The organism is Desulfotruncus arcticus DSM 17038, from assembly GCF_900113335.1.
GTDB classification, from domain to species: Bacteria; Bacillota; Desulfotomaculia; order Desulfotomaculales; family Desulfallaceae; genus Desulfotruncus; species Desulfotruncus arcticus.
Map to the genome: position 1 here is coordinate 35,827 of NZ_FOOX01000015.1, position 14,067 is coordinate 49,893.

The window sequence follows — 14,067 nt, forward strand, 5'->3', positions numbered from 1 at the left end:
AATACTATTTATGTAGAAAGTATTCTCTTAACTAAAATTGTAAGGTACACGACAATTTATGTGACAATTTTAGTTGGTAAGGCGTGGTAAAGTGGAAGAACCAAAGCCCAAGAAAAAAAACGCACCTTTAACGGCAATAGCTGTTACAACTACCATCGGCACTGAACTGGCCATTACCGTGTTGATAGGATTTTACGGGGGCCGGCTGCTGGACCGGCAGCTGGGCACCGAGCCTTGGTTTCTGGTGGGCGGTGTGCTGGCCGGGGTGGCCCTGGGAATATTCGGTATTATTCAAACTGTGCAAAGGTTCTTTAAAAACTAAGGAGTGAAAACCGCTTGACAGAGCCCACACCTATCAGAGACATAGATTTACAATATGCGCGCACCACCAGGATTACGGCCCTTATCGCCGTGCTGACGCTCCCGGGATTGCTTATCAACCCCGGTGATACGTTGATCCTGGGTTTTATTGTGGGCAGCGTGGTGGGGATTATCAACTGCTATTTTCTGGTCAAGCGGATGCGCATGCTGGTGGAACTGATCATGCAGAAGAATGCCGACCAGAAGCAGGCCAAAATGTTCATGCGGTCGGGCTTCTACCCGCGCCTGGGCATGATCATAGCGGTGATATATTTTGCCAGCAAGATTGATTTTATTGATATCTACGGTGTTGGGGCTGGGCTTTTGATACCAACCTTAATCACCGTCGTGGACGCTAACGTAGCACTGTACAAGTATTTCGCGGCACGCAATGCCGTTGATAAAATATAAAGAACCGGAGTCAGGAGACAGAAGCCAGGAGTCAGAATCGGAATGCAAGAGATCCCTACTGACTACTGACTCCTGACTCCTGACTACTAAAAAAAGGGAAAGGGGTGAAAAAAATTGTCCGCAGAAGCAGCTCACGAAGCAAGCAAAGACATGCTTGAGGTGGTGCATGAGAACCTGAATATTTGGGGGTTTCCCCATGATGCTGTAAACTTCGGTTTGGGTCCCATGGATCTGAAAACACTGGTTATGACCTGGATCGTGATGGCACTGGTCATACTGTTTACAGTTGCAGCCACGCGCAATATGCAGTTGAAGCGACCCGGCAAGCTGCAGTTGATGGTGGAGGAGATGTACAGTTTTTTAAAGGGTCTGGCTTATGAAAACCTGGACCCGAAAAAAGGCGCTTCCCTAATGTGCCTGTTATTCAGTTTGTTTATTTTCCTGCTGTTTTGTAACCTCTGGGGCCTGATCCCAACCATGATGTCTCCCACGGCAAACGTTAATACCACGCTGGGGATGGCCATCGCGGTGTTTATCCTGGTCCAAGTCCTGGGTCTGTACTACCGCAAGCTCAGTTACTTCAAACACTTTGTTGAACCATTTGTCTTTTTCCTGCCGCTGGTTATTATCGAGGAATTGTCCAAGCCTCTGACGCTGGCCTTCCGTCTTTACGGCAATATCTATGCAGGTGAAGTTCTCATTGCGGTTCTGCTGGGGTTGATCCCATTTACCATCAACTTCTTCGGCGGTTTCATTGCGATGGTGGTATGGCTGTCATTCAGCATCTTCGTAGGTTTTATCCAGGCATTCATTTTTACCATGTTGACCATAGCCTACATCGGACAGGTAACTGCCGAGCATCATTAACGCTAACTTCTTGACAGCTTTTAGACGCTGCACATTAATTAGCTGATATCTCAATTTAAAATAGAGATATGCCACCATAATTTATGTTTTAAAATTTTAGGGGAAAGGAGGGGAAAAGCATGGAATTAGCAGGTGCTGCTGCAATCGGTACTGCTCTGGCAGTGGGTTTGGCTTCTATCGGCGCCGGTATCGGTGACGGTCTCGTAACTGGTAAAACTGTTGAGTCTATCGCTCGCCAGCCTGAAATGAGGGGTAACCTGATGACCATGATGTTCATTTCCGTGGGTCTGATCGAGGCGCTGCCCATCATCGCCGTCGTTATTGCGTTCATTCTTATGGGTAAAATCGGGTAGGCCCCCTGTAATGCCAGGCAATATTGTGGCGAAGGCGGCAATAGCGGGTTTTGGCCAACCAGAGCCTGCTATCGCCTTCCTTTTGTCACAATCGAAAGGAAGGAGGGTAAGTTGTGGGTGCTGTAGTTCAGGCGTTAGGCCTTAATAATACGTTGGTGGCGCAAGTTTTTAACTTTATAGTGTTGCTCATCTTCCTTCGCATCGTAGTGTATCCCCATATTGTTAGGATACTTGAAGAGCGGCAGAATTATATTGAGAAAAATGTGTCTGCCGCCGAGGAAGAAAGAAAGCAGGCCGAGTCCCTGCGCCAGCAATACCTGGCTGAAATGCAAAAAGCCAAGGACGAAGCGCGGGATTTAATTCAGAAAGCTAGCAAGGCCGGTGAAGACCAGGCCCGTGAAATCATTGAAGCGGCCAAGGCGGAAGCCAACCGCGTCAAGGAATCGGCACTGCAGGATATCAATAGGGAGAAGGAAAAGGCTGTTGCAGAATTACGCGATCAGGTTGCTACACTGTCCATACTGGTTGCCGGTAAAGTTGTCAGCGAGAAAATTACTGCCGATATACAGCGCAACATGATTGACGAATTTATTAAAGAGGCAGGGGATCTGCCATGCTAAAGGGGGCCGTGGCCGGGCGCTATGCTGAGGCCCTTTATGAAATTGCGGTAAAAGCGAATCTTGTTGACCAGCTTGAAGAGGAATTGAAGGCAGTTGTTGGTGTGATCAATGATTCCGATCAACTGAAGAAGATTCTTTTTCACCCCCGCATTACCGCCGCTGAGAAAAAGGAAGTGCTGGACAATCTTTTTAAAGAGCAAATTTCTGAGGTTGCCATGAGCTTCCTGGGTCTTTTGGTGGAACGTCACAGGGAAATTTATCTGGCGGACATCACCGAATATTTCACCGGACTGGCTAACAAGGCCCGTAATATCAGCGACGTTAATGTGACCTCGGCGGTGGAACTCACCAAAGAAGAGAAAAAGCGGCTTGCCGATGCTATGGCCAAATGCACCGGTCAAAAAGTCCGGATCAGCTATAATGTTGACCAGGGCCTGCTGGGTGGATTGCTGGTACGCGTTGGCGACAAGGTTATCGACGGTAGTGTGCGCACACGTCTTGCGACCCTGCGCGAACACCTCAGACAAATAAGTTAAGTAGATAGGGGTGAAACAGTAGATGAATTTGCGACCTGAAGAGATCAGTTCGATCATTCGGCAGCAAATTGAGAAATATAAAGCCGAAGTCGAAGTCAGCGACGTTGGCACGGTCATCCAGGTGGGTGACGGTATTGCCAGGGTCTATGGCTTAGAAAAATGTATGGCCAGTGAGCTGCTGGAATTCCCCGGCGGCACCATGGGTATGGCGCTGAACCTGGAAGAGGACAACATCGGTTGCGTGCTTTTGGGTCCCTACACCCACATTAAAGAGGGCGATACTGTTAAGCGGACCGGAAGGATTATCTCCGTGCCCGTTGGCGATGCCCTGATCGGACGCGTGGTTAACCCCCTGGGCCAGCCCATCGACGGCCTTGGCCCCATTAACACGGATAAATTCCGCCCGGTTGAGCGTATCGCCCCCGGCGTTATTGAACGTAAATCCGTGCACCAACCACTGCAAACCGGTTTAAAAGCTATCGACTCCATGATTCCCATTGGCCGCGGCCAGCGTGAATTAATCTTGGGCGACCGCCAAACCGGTAAAACGGCTGTTGCCGTTGACGCCATTATTAACCAAAAAGGTAAAGATGTTATCTGCATCTACGTTGCGGTGGGGCAGAAAAACTCCACTGTGGCCAACGTGGTGCAAAAATTAAAAGATACCGGAGCCATGGATTATAGCATCATCGTATCAGCTACCGCTTCCGATCCTGCTCCGCTGCTATTTATTGCTCCGTTTGCCGGCGCCTCCATGGGCGAGGAGTTCATGTTCCAGGGCAAACACGTGTTAATCGTATATGATGATTTGTCCAAGCAGGCTTCCGCTTACCGCGAACTGTCGCTGCTGCTGCGGCGCCCGCCCGGACGTGAAGCCTACCCGGGTGACGTTTTCAACCTGCACTCACGCCTTTTGGAGCGTGCCTGTAAGGTTAGTGACGCGCTGGGAGCAGGTTCAATGACCGCTCTGCCGATCATTGAAACCCAGGCCGGTGACGTTTCGGCCTACATTCCGACCAACGTTATTTCCATTACCGACGGTCAGATCTACCTTGAGCCGGACCTGTTCTACGCCGGTGTCCGTCCTGCTGTTAACGTGGGTATTTCAGTATCCCGCGTGGGTGGCGCCGCCCAGATCAAGGCGATGAAGCAAGTCGGCGGCACCCTGCGTCTGGACCTGGCCCAGTACCGCGAGCTGGCTGCATTCGCCCAGTTCGGCTCCGACCTGGACAAAGCCACCCAGGCCCGTTTGACCCGTGGCGAGCGCATGGTGGAACTGCTCAAACAGGGCCAGTATGTGCCGATGGACGTCGAAGACCAGGTTATCTCACTTTTCGCTGGCACCAGGGGCTTTTTGGATGACCTTCCTGTGGACCAGGTACTGCCGTTTGAAGACGGGTTGCTTAAATTCATCAAGAACAATAAGGCCGATGTCCGCCAGGAACTGAGCGAGAAGAAAGAGATTACCAAGGATCTTGAAGAAAAACTCAGGGCTGCCATTAAAGAATACAAAGAATCATTCGTTAAATAAATTGCCCGGCAGAGTAAACAGCGAGGTGGTGAAATAGTAGATGGCAAGCATACGCGACCTCCGGCGCCGTATCAAGAGTATTTCCAATACCCAGAAGATTACCAAGGCGATGAAGGCTGTATCTGCGGCAAAAATGCGGCGCGCCCAGGAAAATGTTCTGGCTGCCAGGCCCTTTGCCAAGCGAGTGCGTGACGTGCTGGGCAGGGTGGGATCTGCTTCGGTGGGCTTGAAGCACCCATTGCTGGCAGTGCGCGAGGCCAATAAAGTGGCATATATCGTTGTGACCGCCGACCGCGGCCTGTGTGGTGGCTTTAACTCCAACTTGATTAAGAGAGCCGCTCAGGAGATGAAAGGCCGACCTAATCTTGACGTTGTTTGTATCGGCCGCAAAGGCAGGGACTTCTTCCGCCGCCGGGATTACAACTTAGCCCAGCAGTATGTCGGAGTAATCGATGCCGCCGGTCCCGGGTTTGCCCGCGAAGTGGCCAAGTTCGTGATGGACAAATACGCGGCGGAGGAATATGACGCGGTATATCTGGTTTACAGCCAGTTTGTAAACGTGCTGGTACAAAAGCCCATAGTACAAAAACTGCTTCCGGCGGAACCGCCCGAAGGAGAAGCCGACGGCAAACATGTGGACTACATTTTTGAGCCGGATGCGGAGCAGATTATGGGTAAATTATTGCCCATGTATATTGAAAACTCCTTATTCCAGGCGTTGCTGGAAACCAAGGCTGGTTTTTATAGCGCTCAGATGACCGCCATGGATAACGCAACCAGCAACGCTGCGGATATGATTGAAAGGCTGACGCTGACCATGAACCGTGCCCGTCAGGCCGCCATCACCAAGGAAATTTCTGAAATTGTCGGCGGCGCTGCCGCTCTGGAATAACCGGAGCGGGAGGCGGTTAGCCAGAATAAGGAAGGGGATACACCTTGTGAGCATAGTGCTCTTGTCATTGCGGGCGAAGCAATCTCACCGCAAGGAATGTCCCCAATTATGTAAGGCAAAGGAGGTACGGAGTAGCTAATGGCTAACGTAGGTGAAGTAGTACAGGTCATCGGCGTTGTGGTGGACATTCGTTTTCCACCCGGCCAGGTGCCTGATATTTATAACGCTGTTAAAATTACCAGTGAAGAAGAGGACGCTTTCGGAAGAAAGATGAACCTCACCCTGGAAGTGGCCCAGCACCTGGGCAACAATATCGTACGTTCCGTAGCCATGTCCACAACAGACGGCCTGGTACGCGGAATGAAAGCCGTCGACCTGGGGAAACCCATCAGCGTTCCTGTGGGCAAGCCGGTTCTCGGACGCCTGGTGGACGTGCTGGGGCAGCCCATTGACAACAAAGGCGACATCGTAAGTGATAACGAGTACCCCATCCACCGTCCGGCTCCGGCTCTTGTGGACCAGTCCACCAGGGCGGAACAGCTGGAAACAGGCATCAAGGTTATCGACCTGATGGTGCCGTTCCTCAAGGGCGGTAAAGTCGGTATGTTCGGCGGCGCCGGTGTTGGCAAGACCGTTATCGTTATGGAACTGATCAACAACATCGCCAAGCAGCACGGTGGTATCTCCGTGTTTGCCGGTGTGGGCGAGCGTACCCGTGAAGGGAACGACCTATACAACGAAATGACCGAGTCCGGCGTTCTTGATAAAACCACCATGGTGTTCGGACAGATGAACGAGCCTCCCGGAGTGCGTCTCCGTGTGGCCCTGACCGGTCTGTGCATGGCTGAGTTCTTCAGGGATGAACTTGGTTCAGACACACTTCTGTTTATCGATAATATTTTCCGTTTCACCCAGGCCGGTTCCGAGGTCTCGGCGCTGTTGGGCCGCATGCCCTCCGCCGTGGGTTACCAGCCGACCCTGGCCACAGAGATGGGCCAGATGCAGGAGCGGATTACATCAACCAAGCAGGGTTCAGTTACCTCCGTGCAGGCCGTTTACGTGCCTGCTGACGACTTGACCGACCCTGCGCCTGCTACCACATTCGCTCACTTGGACGCCACCGTTGTGTTGTCCCGTGCCATTTCCGAGCTGGGCATCTATCCGGCCGTGGACCCGCTTGACTCTTCGTCCAGGATTATGGACCCCAACGTTGTCGGACAAGAACACTATGCCACCGCCCGCGGTGTGCAGCTGGTGCTCCAGAGATATAAGGAACTGCAGGACATCATCGCCATCCTTGGTATGGAAGAATTGTCCGATGAGGATAAATTAACCGTGGCCCGGGCCAGGAAGCTGCAGCGTTATCTTTCTCAGCCCTTCCACGTTGCTGAAACATTCACCGGGTTCCCCGGAGCCTATGTTTCACTAAAAGACACCATCCGCGGCTTCCAGGAAATTCTGGACGGTAAGTATGACGATCTGCCGGAAGATGCCTTCTATATGGTGGGAACTATTGAAGAAGTCATAGAGAAAGCAAAACGTCTGGCTGAAGGAAGTGCATAAGTATGGCGGAAGAAAAACTGCAATTACTGGAAATTGTTACACCCGAGCGGAAAGTATACAGCCAGGAAGTGCGGTTTGTGGTGGTGCCCGGCAGTGAAGGCGAATTAGGCTTTTTGCCCGAACATGCTGCACTGGTCAGTGCCGTTAAAGTTGGTCTGGTCAGAGTGCACCATGAAGGCAAAATTTTAAAAATAGCCGTCAGCGGCGGGTTCGTGGAAGTCCGCAGCAGCAGGGTGACCATACTGGCCAACTCCGCTGAGCGCGAGGACCAAATTGACGTTAAAAGGGCCGAGGAAGCCAAGGAACGCGCCGAGCACCGCCTGCAAGGCGGAGGCGATATAGATACGCTGCGCGCCGAAGCAGCTCTGAAGCGTGCACTAAATCGCCTTAAGGCTGTAAGCTGAAGAACAGGAGTCAGTAGTCGGAAGACATAAAATACCCCCCGGATAACCAACCGGGGGTTATTTTTGTATCTCAATACCTTAATTTGGCAACAATAGGTAGCAAAGCAAAATCCGAGGAGACTGTTTGGTGACTAAACTTGTTATTAGAGGTGGCAAACCCCTGTATGGGAAAATAAGGGTTAGCGGGTCCAAGAATGCGGTGCTGCCTATTATCGCCGCATGCCTTTTACCCAATTCAGCGTGTACTCTGGAAGACGTACCGGACCTTGCAGACGTACATATAATATGCAGGGTTTTAGAGACCCTGGGAGCCGGCATAACCTGGCTCAACAGCAGCACATTAATTATTGAACCGCCGGAAAAACCCCGCACCGAGGCACCATATGAATTCGTCCGTAAAATGAGAGCTTCTTTTCTGGTAATGGGGCCATTGTTAGCCCGTACAGGCATCGCCTCTATCTCGCTACCCGGTGGTTGCGCTATCGGCAGCAGGCCGGTAGATCTGCATTTGAAAGGCTTTAACATGCTGGGAGCACGTATTGAACACGGTTATGGCAGTGTGCTGGCCGAAGCCGGGGTAAACGGCCTGCAGGGGGAGAAAATTTACCTGGACTTTCCCAGTGTTGGTGCAACGGAAAATATCATGATGGCTGCGGTTATGGCAAAAGGGCAAACAATTATCGAAAATGCCGCAGAGGAGCCGGAGGTAGTAGACCTGGCCAATTTCATCAACGCCATGGGTGGCAAAATCAAGGGTGCCGGTACAAAGGTAATTAGAATAAACGGGGTAAAAGAACTGCATGGCGTTACCCACTCGGTGATTCCGGACCGGATAGAAGCAGGCACCTATATGGTGGCCGCAGCTATTACCGGCGGGGATATTATTGTAGAAAATGTTATTCTGGACCATTTAAAGCCAGTCGCCGCAAAGCTAAAAGAAATGGGTGTGCAGGTTCAGGAGCTGGAAAATGCAGTAAGGGTCACGGCAAGTGAACAGTATCATGCCGTAGATATTAAAACTATGCCCTATCCCGGGTTCCCCACAGATATGCAGCCACAGATGATGGCATTGATGACGGTGGCCAAAGGCACCGGCATCATTACAGAAACAGTCTTTGAAAATCGATTTATGCATGTTAGTGAATTGAAACGCATGGGTGCGAGGATAAAAGTGGAAGGCCGGATGGCGGTGACTGAAGGCCCTGCCAGATTGACCGGTGCCTACGTCAAAGCCACTGATTTAAGAGCAGGGGCTGCCGTGGTACTGGCGGGCCTCAGCTCCAGAGGCGAGACTGTAGTGGGCAAAGTAGAACACATTATGAGGGGTTATGAAAAACTAACCGAGAAATTAAAATCAGTTGGCGCCGATATAGAATACCGTGATTAAGTGTTAGTAAAACAACAAAACCGGGGTTTATTCAACTCCGGTTTTGTTGTTTATCATTAGAGCAGATTACAAGGAAATATTTATGAGTGAACAATCATTCAATGATACGATAATAAATTAATTTGCAGTCTTAATGAATGAATCTTTAATCTCGACAAAGAAAGGCAAGTCACCATCTGTTAGAATCAGCCCGTCCATAATAGCCGATGTGGGATCAATTTCCCTGCTTGCAGCCTTTAGCCAGATACTCTCGGATGTTCTAACGGTAATGGCGGGATTGCTGGAACTACCTTTATACCAGCTGACCGTACCGTTTTTAATAACAATAACGTAATTTCCGGCATTATCTCCTGTAATTACGAACTGAGCCTCTTTATCAACGTTAGCAATAACAGTTGTATCATAAGGTAAAGTGTTTAAGTATTCCTCAAAGGGTGTTGCTGCTGCAGGCTTATCACTTTCAGTCTGATCAACAGACGGAGAAAGCTGATCTGCAGGTTCTGTGGTTACCGGGGTTGAAGGCTCTGCCTGCTGTGCAGGGGGTGTTGGTGCCTGATCTGGCGATGTGACAGATATCGAATCTTCATTTAATTCAACTGCATAATCAACGGCGTCAGATAAGAAATTCATTGGGATCAATGTTCTGTAATTGACGACAATAGGCGGGGATTCAAGATTAATTTCCATTTCGTTTTTATATGCTTTACCACCGATATATAGCTTAATAACAGTATTGTCTTTAGTGGCTGTAACTAACTGCTGTTCATCATTCCAGTTAATAACGAACCCCAATTTTTCAAAAACAGCTCGCAATGGAACCATGGCAGTTCCATTATTAACAATTGGCGGAACATCCAGGGTGATGGGGGTGCCATCTACCAACACGGCAGGCGTTCCGGCCAGCGCCGGCACAGCCGTAGCCAGGAGCATAAGCATTAAGGTTAAAACAAGAAAGGACCTTTTAATCATCAAATAAATTACCTCCTAATCAACTATTTTGTAAAATATTTTTTCATATTAGACAGGTAGTCGGTATTGCCCTCTGCGGTAAATTTTTTGGATAAGTAAGCCATAGTACCATTAACCTTGTCGGCTGCAATGTCAAGCCATAATTGTTCGCCGACATTAATTTTTATGCTGGGGGAATCAACGGCACCCTTGCCGGTAGTGCATTTACCGTCTTTTATAGATACCCAGTATAATCCGGGATGGCCGTCTGTAATGTTAAATTGGTAAGTGCATGTTACTCCCTCAGCGTTTGCCGGATTTAATCTTGCCGGCAGTCCCTCCAAATAAGATTCAAAAGGGGTTTTTTCAGATACCGCAGGTTTATCGGCAGGTTGGCTCGTAGCTTGGTCCTCCGGCTGTGGCTGCGCAGGCTGATTGGTTGGCGAGTTGCCGGGTTTAGCTGATTGTTGAGTTGCCCCTTGCTGCGCCGGTTGCTGATTAGACGCCTGTTTAGTATCATCAGGTACTGGTTTGGAGCTTGGGGCCGATGGATTATCTGTGGACTGCTGCACAGAATGCTTAATCTCGCCATTTTCTGCTTTGACCTCATCACCTGTAACTTGCTGATTATCCTGTTGCTCAGCTTCTGTAGTGTCATCAGTAACCTGTTGGTTGTCTTGTTGTCCTGCTTGTGTAGTGTTGTCTTTAACCTGCTGCTGTTTAGTCTGATCTGGAACATTAGACGATGCATTTTCCTGCGTTTCTTTCTTACCGCAGCCAAACATCAATAGCATTAGTGATAGTAAAAGCATTACTGTTAAGGTAAGAATATTTTTTTTAATAATAACACCCCCAATAATTAATTAACCAAGAATTAAAAACCCGCCCTCCTTTCTAGTTTTTATATAGAGAAAATTTTTCCAACCAATTTTAAGTATATATCTAATATTTTGAAAAATCAATCAAATATTAGGATTAAGACTTGCGTTTTTAAGTTAGACCTAAGTGGTAATTATGGGCGTATAAACAAACATTCTGCCGGTGATAATAGGTAATAAATGCCATTGATGGGTAATATAAATTAGGAGACGAGAGTTAGTAGGCAGGAACCAGGAGACAGTAGTCAGTAGTCAGGAGAAAATTAAACAAGATGATACAAGACAGCAAATATTTTATGTTTATATTCTGACTCCTGAATTCTGACTCCTGACTCCTAAAGAAAGGTGATTGCCTTGCGTAAGGTATTTTGTTTAACATTATTATTAATAGCAATATTAGCTCTGGGAGTGCCCTGGGTCGTTAACCGGCTGACCGAGCCGCCTCTGAAGAATGAGGGTACAATTGTCCGTTTATACAGACATGCAACCGGTGAAATTGAATCAATACCACTGGAAGATTACGTTACCGGTGTCGTAGCTGCCGAAATGCCGGCGGAATTTCCCTCCGAAGCGCTTAAAGCCCAGGCCGTGGCCGCACGAACTTACATTTATAAAAGAATGGTGGCTGGAGGCATTGTCAATAGCTGCAAGGAAGGCGCCGATACTTGTGACGACCCGGCCCACGCCCAGGCCTGGCAGTCCAGGGAAGAAATGAAAAAGCGCTGGGGCACAGTCAATTACTACCGTTATTATTACAAAGTTCGCATGGCTGTTGATGATACTGCGGGAGAAATAATTACCTTCAATGGGAAGCCCATCGACCCGGTTTTTCATGCCTCCTGCGGCGGGCAAACTGAAAATTCCGGTGATGTATGGAAATATGATGTGCCATACTTACAAAGCGTAGCTTGCCCCTATGATGCCGACCCCGAGCCGGAGCGTCAGGTGATATTTAGTTTATCCCAGTTGGTGAAGGCAGTTGGTGTCGACCTGCAGGCTGTGGCAGTGTCCACCGGGCAAAGTGACGAAATGTTCCAGGTATTGGAACGAACGGCAACCGGCAGGCCTAAAGTATTAATGGTCGGCGGCCATTCTAAAATTGCCGCCACAGATCTCAGGAGCATGCTGAACCTGCGCTCAACTAATTTTACCATTACCTCCGACGGCGATAAGGTAACGTTTAATACAAGAGGTTACGGGCATGGTGTGGGAATGTGCCAGTATGGGGCCAAAGGACTGGCTGAACACAACTATGACTATAAAAAAATATTAAAACATTATTATACTGGAGTGGAAATAAACAACATTTTTACCGATTAAACAAAATTTGCCCTGAATAAAAAATAAACAATCAAGCCACAATAAATAAAACTCCAACTTATTAACATAACAGCTGATCACATTTTGGGGGTGTTATGAATGTGGCCGTTCAACAAAAGACTTGGGAATCAAAACCCGGTGGAGAAATACCACCGCTGGCTAAAGCGCTGGCTGTTTGGATCCGGTAACAACAGGCATAATGCTGCCGGGTATGGTGTAATCTAAATGCCGCCCCTAAATTGGGGGGCTTTTATTTTTTTCATAAAACAATTTTTTCATTCCCTCCGCATATAATGTAACAAATGCCGGGGGAGGTAAAGCAATGCAGGAATATATCCAAAAGCGGGTGCTGGAAATCTGTACCTATATTCTTGAAACCCAGGCCACTGTACGACAGGCTGCTCTGGTTTTCGGCGTGAGCAAAAGCACGGTGCATAAAGATATGACTGAAAGGCTTCCTTCATTAAATAAAGAACTGGCCAACCAGGTTAAAAAAGTTCTGGATTTTAATAAGGCTGAGAGGCATCTGCGCGGCGGCGAAGCTACTAGAAAAAAATACCGGGAAAAACAATAACAAATATATCATTTCCTGGAGGAATCTGTCCCTGATAGTAGAAATATTAGTAGCGGTAAGCTTGTCCTAAGATAATAAATACGCATGCTTATTAATTTTTAGGGACATAGGGCTAAATATTTATTGATGCAATTGTGGACAGGCGTTTTAATTAGAAGTATGGAAAGGGGTCTATGAGGTTCCACATGAGCACTGATATAGGTATAGATTTAGGAACAGCAAATGTACTGGTATACGTTAAAGGCAAAGGTATCGTTTTAACAGAACCTTCTGTAGTAGCTATAGACAAAATTTCAGGCAAAGTGATCGCCGTAGGTTCAGAAGCGCGGCGCATGTTGGGGCGCACTCCGGGCAATATTGTGGCCACCCGCCCATTGCGCAATGGTGTGATTGCCGATTATGACGTAACAGAAAAAATGCTGCGTTACTTTATTGAGAAAGCAGTCGGCAAAAAACTGTTTTTTAAACCCCGGGTGATGGTTTGTATTCCTTCGGGCGTTACCGGAGTGGAGGAGCGCGCGGTAAAACAAGCGGCCGTTCAGGCAGGCGCGCGCCAGACCCACGTGATTGAGGAGCCGTTGGCCGCAGCGCTTGGTGCCGGGCTTGATATTTCACAGCCCGGCGGGACCATGGTTGTTGACATTGGAGGCGGCACCACCGATGTCGCCGTGTTATCTCTGGGAGGAATAGTAATCAGCATTTCCCTCCGGGTCGGCGGCGATAAGTTTGACGAGGCGATAATCAAATACGTCCGGCGGGAATATAACCTGGCCATAGGAGAGCGCACGGCGGAAGAGATTAAAATGGAAATTGTCAACGCTTATCCGGATGCCGGGCCGCCGGCCGAAATGCAGGTCAGGGGCCGTGATTTATTGGACGGCCTGCCCAAAGAAGTTACCGTCTCCAGCGATAATATTTATGAGGCAATCAGGGAAAACCTTGCTCTGGTTGTGGGCGCGGTCAAAGAAGTATTGGAACAAACCCCGCCGGAACTGGCCGCGGACATAGTTGACAAGGGCATCGTACTGACCGGGGGTGGGTCACTTTTGCGCGATTTGGACAAGCTTATAGCTAGTGAGACCGGCTTAAACGTGTTCATTGCGGAAGACCCCCTTTCCTGCGTTGCCATAGGTACCGGCAGAGCGCTGACCATGTTGAACGTGTTAAACGACCAGCATAAACGCAGGATGATTCGCAAAGTAATCAAGCAAAAAGTATACGCCGGATAAGATAAGAGTAAAGCCCTTCTGTCATCAGAGGGGCTTTAGTATGTTATGTGCTTTTTGTTTTATTTTTTTATTCATTTTATTTGCATATTAAAGGGAACAATTTACCTTTATGGTCGTCAATAAATATTAAGGTAAAAATAAACCGCAGATAGTTAATATTGTTAAATATTTAATAGGTAAATTAACAGGGAATT

The 14,067-nt window shown here is 48.6% G+C and carries 16 protein-coding genes; 14 read left to right on the plus strand and 2 right to left on the minus strand.

Annotated features, from left to right (window positions below; translation table 11 throughout):
* The first annotated feature begins 91 nt into the window (after positions 1-91).
* From BM056_RS18120 to murA, 11 genes are all read left to right on the plus strand, one after another.
* On the plus strand, positions 92-322 hold the full coding sequence (locus BM056_RS18120; RefSeq protein ID WP_092473061.1) for an AtpZ/AtpI family protein: 231 nt from the start codon (positions 92-94) through the stop codon (positions 320-322).
* A 14-nt stretch (positions 323-336) separates the two neighbouring features.
* Complete coding sequence (locus BM056_RS18125; RefSeq protein ID WP_092473063.1) at positions 337-771, plus strand: ATP synthase subunit I; 435 nt, start codon at positions 337-339, stop codon at positions 769-771.
* Positions 772-885: 114 nt separating this feature from the next.
* Entirely contained in the window at positions 886-1,638 is a 753-nt protein-coding gene (atpB, locus tag BM056_RS18130; RefSeq protein WP_092473065.1) for a F0F1 ATP synthase subunit A, read from the plus strand.
* Positions 1,639-1,757: 119 nt separating this feature from the next.
* Complete coding sequence (gene atpE, locus BM056_RS18135) at positions 1,758-1,991, plus strand: F0F1 ATP synthase subunit C (RefSeq protein WP_092473067.1); 234 nt, start codon at positions 1,758-1,760, stop codon at positions 1,989-1,991.
* A gap of 113 nt (positions 1,992-2,104) precedes the next feature.
* Entirely contained in the window at positions 2,105-2,611 is a 507-nt protein-coding gene (gene atpF / locus BM056_RS18140) for a F0F1 ATP synthase subunit B (protein ID WP_092473069.1), read from the plus strand.
* On the plus strand, positions 2,605-3,147 hold the full coding sequence (gene atpH, locus BM056_RS18145; RefSeq protein ID WP_092473071.1) for an ATP synthase F1 subunit delta: 543 nt from the start codon (positions 2,605-2,607) through the stop codon (positions 3,145-3,147). Before atpF ends, atpH begins: the two co-directional genes overlap by 7 nt.
* A 22-nt stretch (positions 3,148-3,169) precedes the next feature.
* Positions 3,170-4,678: a F0F1 ATP synthase subunit alpha gene (gene atpA / locus BM056_RS18150; RefSeq protein WP_092473073.1), complete on the plus strand. Its 1,509-nt coding sequence runs from the start codon at positions 3,170-3,172 to the stop codon at positions 4,676-4,678.
* Positions 4,679-4,718: 40 nt separating this feature from the next.
* Positions 4,719-5,570 carry an ATP synthase F1 subunit gamma gene (gene atpG, locus BM056_RS18155; protein WP_092473075.1) on the plus strand — a complete coding sequence of 284 codons (852 nt, stop codon included), beginning with the start codon at positions 4,719-4,721 and terminating at the stop codon, positions 5,568-5,570.
* 138 nt (positions 5,571-5,708) lie between these two features.
* On the plus strand, positions 5,709-7,133 hold the full coding sequence (gene atpD / locus BM056_RS18160; protein WP_092473077.1) for a F0F1 ATP synthase subunit beta: 1,425 nt from the start codon (positions 5,709-5,711) through the stop codon (positions 7,131-7,133).
* A gap of 2 nt (positions 7,134-7,135) precedes the next feature.
* Positions 7,136-7,537 (plus strand): F0F1 ATP synthase subunit epsilon, encoded by a 402-nt coding sequence (locus tag BM056_RS18165; protein WP_092473079.1) that lies wholly within the window; start codon positions 7,136-7,138, stop codon positions 7,535-7,537.
* A gap of 127 nt (positions 7,538-7,664) precedes the next feature.
* Positions 7,665-8,924, plus strand: coding sequence for a UDP-N-acetylglucosamine 1-carboxyvinyltransferase (gene murA, locus BM056_RS18170; protein ID WP_092473081.1), 1,260 nt, complete (start codon positions 7,665-7,667; stop codon positions 8,922-8,924).
* A 117-nt stretch (positions 8,925-9,041) separates the two neighbouring features.
* Here the strand turns inward: murA and BM056_RS18175 are convergent, their stop codons facing one another.
* Both BM056_RS18175 and BM056_RS18180 read right to left on the minus strand, forming a co-directional pair.
* The gene (locus tag BM056_RS18175; protein ID WP_238456545.1) at positions 9,042-9,893 is read right to left on the minus strand and encodes a stalk domain-containing protein; all 852 of its coding nucleotides are present in this window, start codon (positions 9,891-9,893) and stop codon (positions 9,042-9,044) included.
* 23 nt (positions 9,894-9,916) lie between these two features.
* Positions 9,917-10,684 (minus strand): SCP2 sterol-binding domain-containing protein, encoded by a 768-nt coding sequence (locus tag BM056_RS18180; RefSeq protein WP_092473085.1) that lies wholly within the window; start codon positions 10,682-10,684, stop codon positions 9,917-9,919.
* Positions 10,685-11,104: 420 nt separating this feature from the next.
* On the opposite strand from BM056_RS18180, the gene spoIID reads away from it, so the two are divergent.
* The 3 genes from spoIID to BM056_RS18195 all read left to right on the plus strand — a co-directional run bounded on the left by spoIID (position 11,105) and on the right by BM056_RS18195 (position 13,873).
* Positions 11,105-12,070: a stage II sporulation protein D gene (gene spoIID / locus BM056_RS18185; protein WP_092473087.1), complete on the plus strand. Its 966-nt coding sequence runs from the start codon at positions 11,105-11,107 to the stop codon at positions 12,068-12,070.
* 322 nt (positions 12,071-12,392) lie between these two features.
* The gene (gene spoIIID / locus BM056_RS18190; RefSeq protein WP_092473089.1) at positions 12,393-12,644 is read left to right on the plus strand and encodes a sporulation transcriptional regulator SpoIIID; all 252 of its coding nucleotides are present in this window, start codon (positions 12,393-12,395) and stop codon (positions 12,642-12,644) included.
* 185 nt (positions 12,645-12,829) lie between these two features.
* Positions 12,830-13,873 (plus strand): rod shape-determining protein, encoded by a 1,044-nt coding sequence (locus tag BM056_RS18195; RefSeq protein ID WP_092473090.1) that lies wholly within the window; start codon positions 12,830-12,832, stop codon positions 13,871-13,873.
* Positions 13,874-14,067: the final 194 nt, after the last annotated feature.

Coding starts and splice junctions, on each gene's coding strand:
- atpH (WP_092473071.1), top strand. CDS start 2,605: ATGCTAAAGGGGGCCGTGGCCGGGCGCTATGCTGAGGCCCTTTATGAA.
- atpD (WP_092473077.1), top strand. CDS start 5,709: ATGGCTAACGTAGGTGAAGTAGTACAGGTCATCGGCGTTGTGGTGGAC.
- spoIIID (WP_092473089.1), top strand. CDS start 12,393: ATGCAGGAATATATCCAAAAGCGGGTGCTGGAAATCTGTACCTATATT.
- BM056_RS18165 (WP_092473079.1), top strand. CDS start 7,136: ATGGCGGAAGAAAAACTGCAATTACTGGAAATTGTTACACCCGAGCGG.
- atpE (WP_092473067.1), top strand. CDS start 1,758: ATGGAATTAGCAGGTGCTGCTGCAATCGGTACTGCTCTGGCAGTGGGT.
- atpG (WP_092473075.1), top strand. CDS start 4,719: ATGGCAAGCATACGCGACCTCCGGCGCCGTATCAAGAGTATTTCCAAT.
- BM056_RS18180 (WP_092473085.1), bottom strand. CDS start 10,684: ATGCTTTTACTATCACTAATGCTATTGATGTTTGGCTGCGGTAAGAAA.
- BM056_RS18175 (WP_238456545.1), bottom strand. CDS start 9,893: ATGATTAAAAGGTCCTTTCTTGTTTTAACCTTAATGCTTATGCTCCTG.
- atpA (WP_092473073.1), top strand. CDS start 3,170: ATGAATTTGCGACCTGAAGAGATCAGTTCGATCATTCGGCAGCAAATT.
- BM056_RS18195 (WP_092473090.1), top strand. CDS start 12,830: ATGAGCACTGATATAGGTATAGATTTAGGAACAGCAAATGTACTGGTA.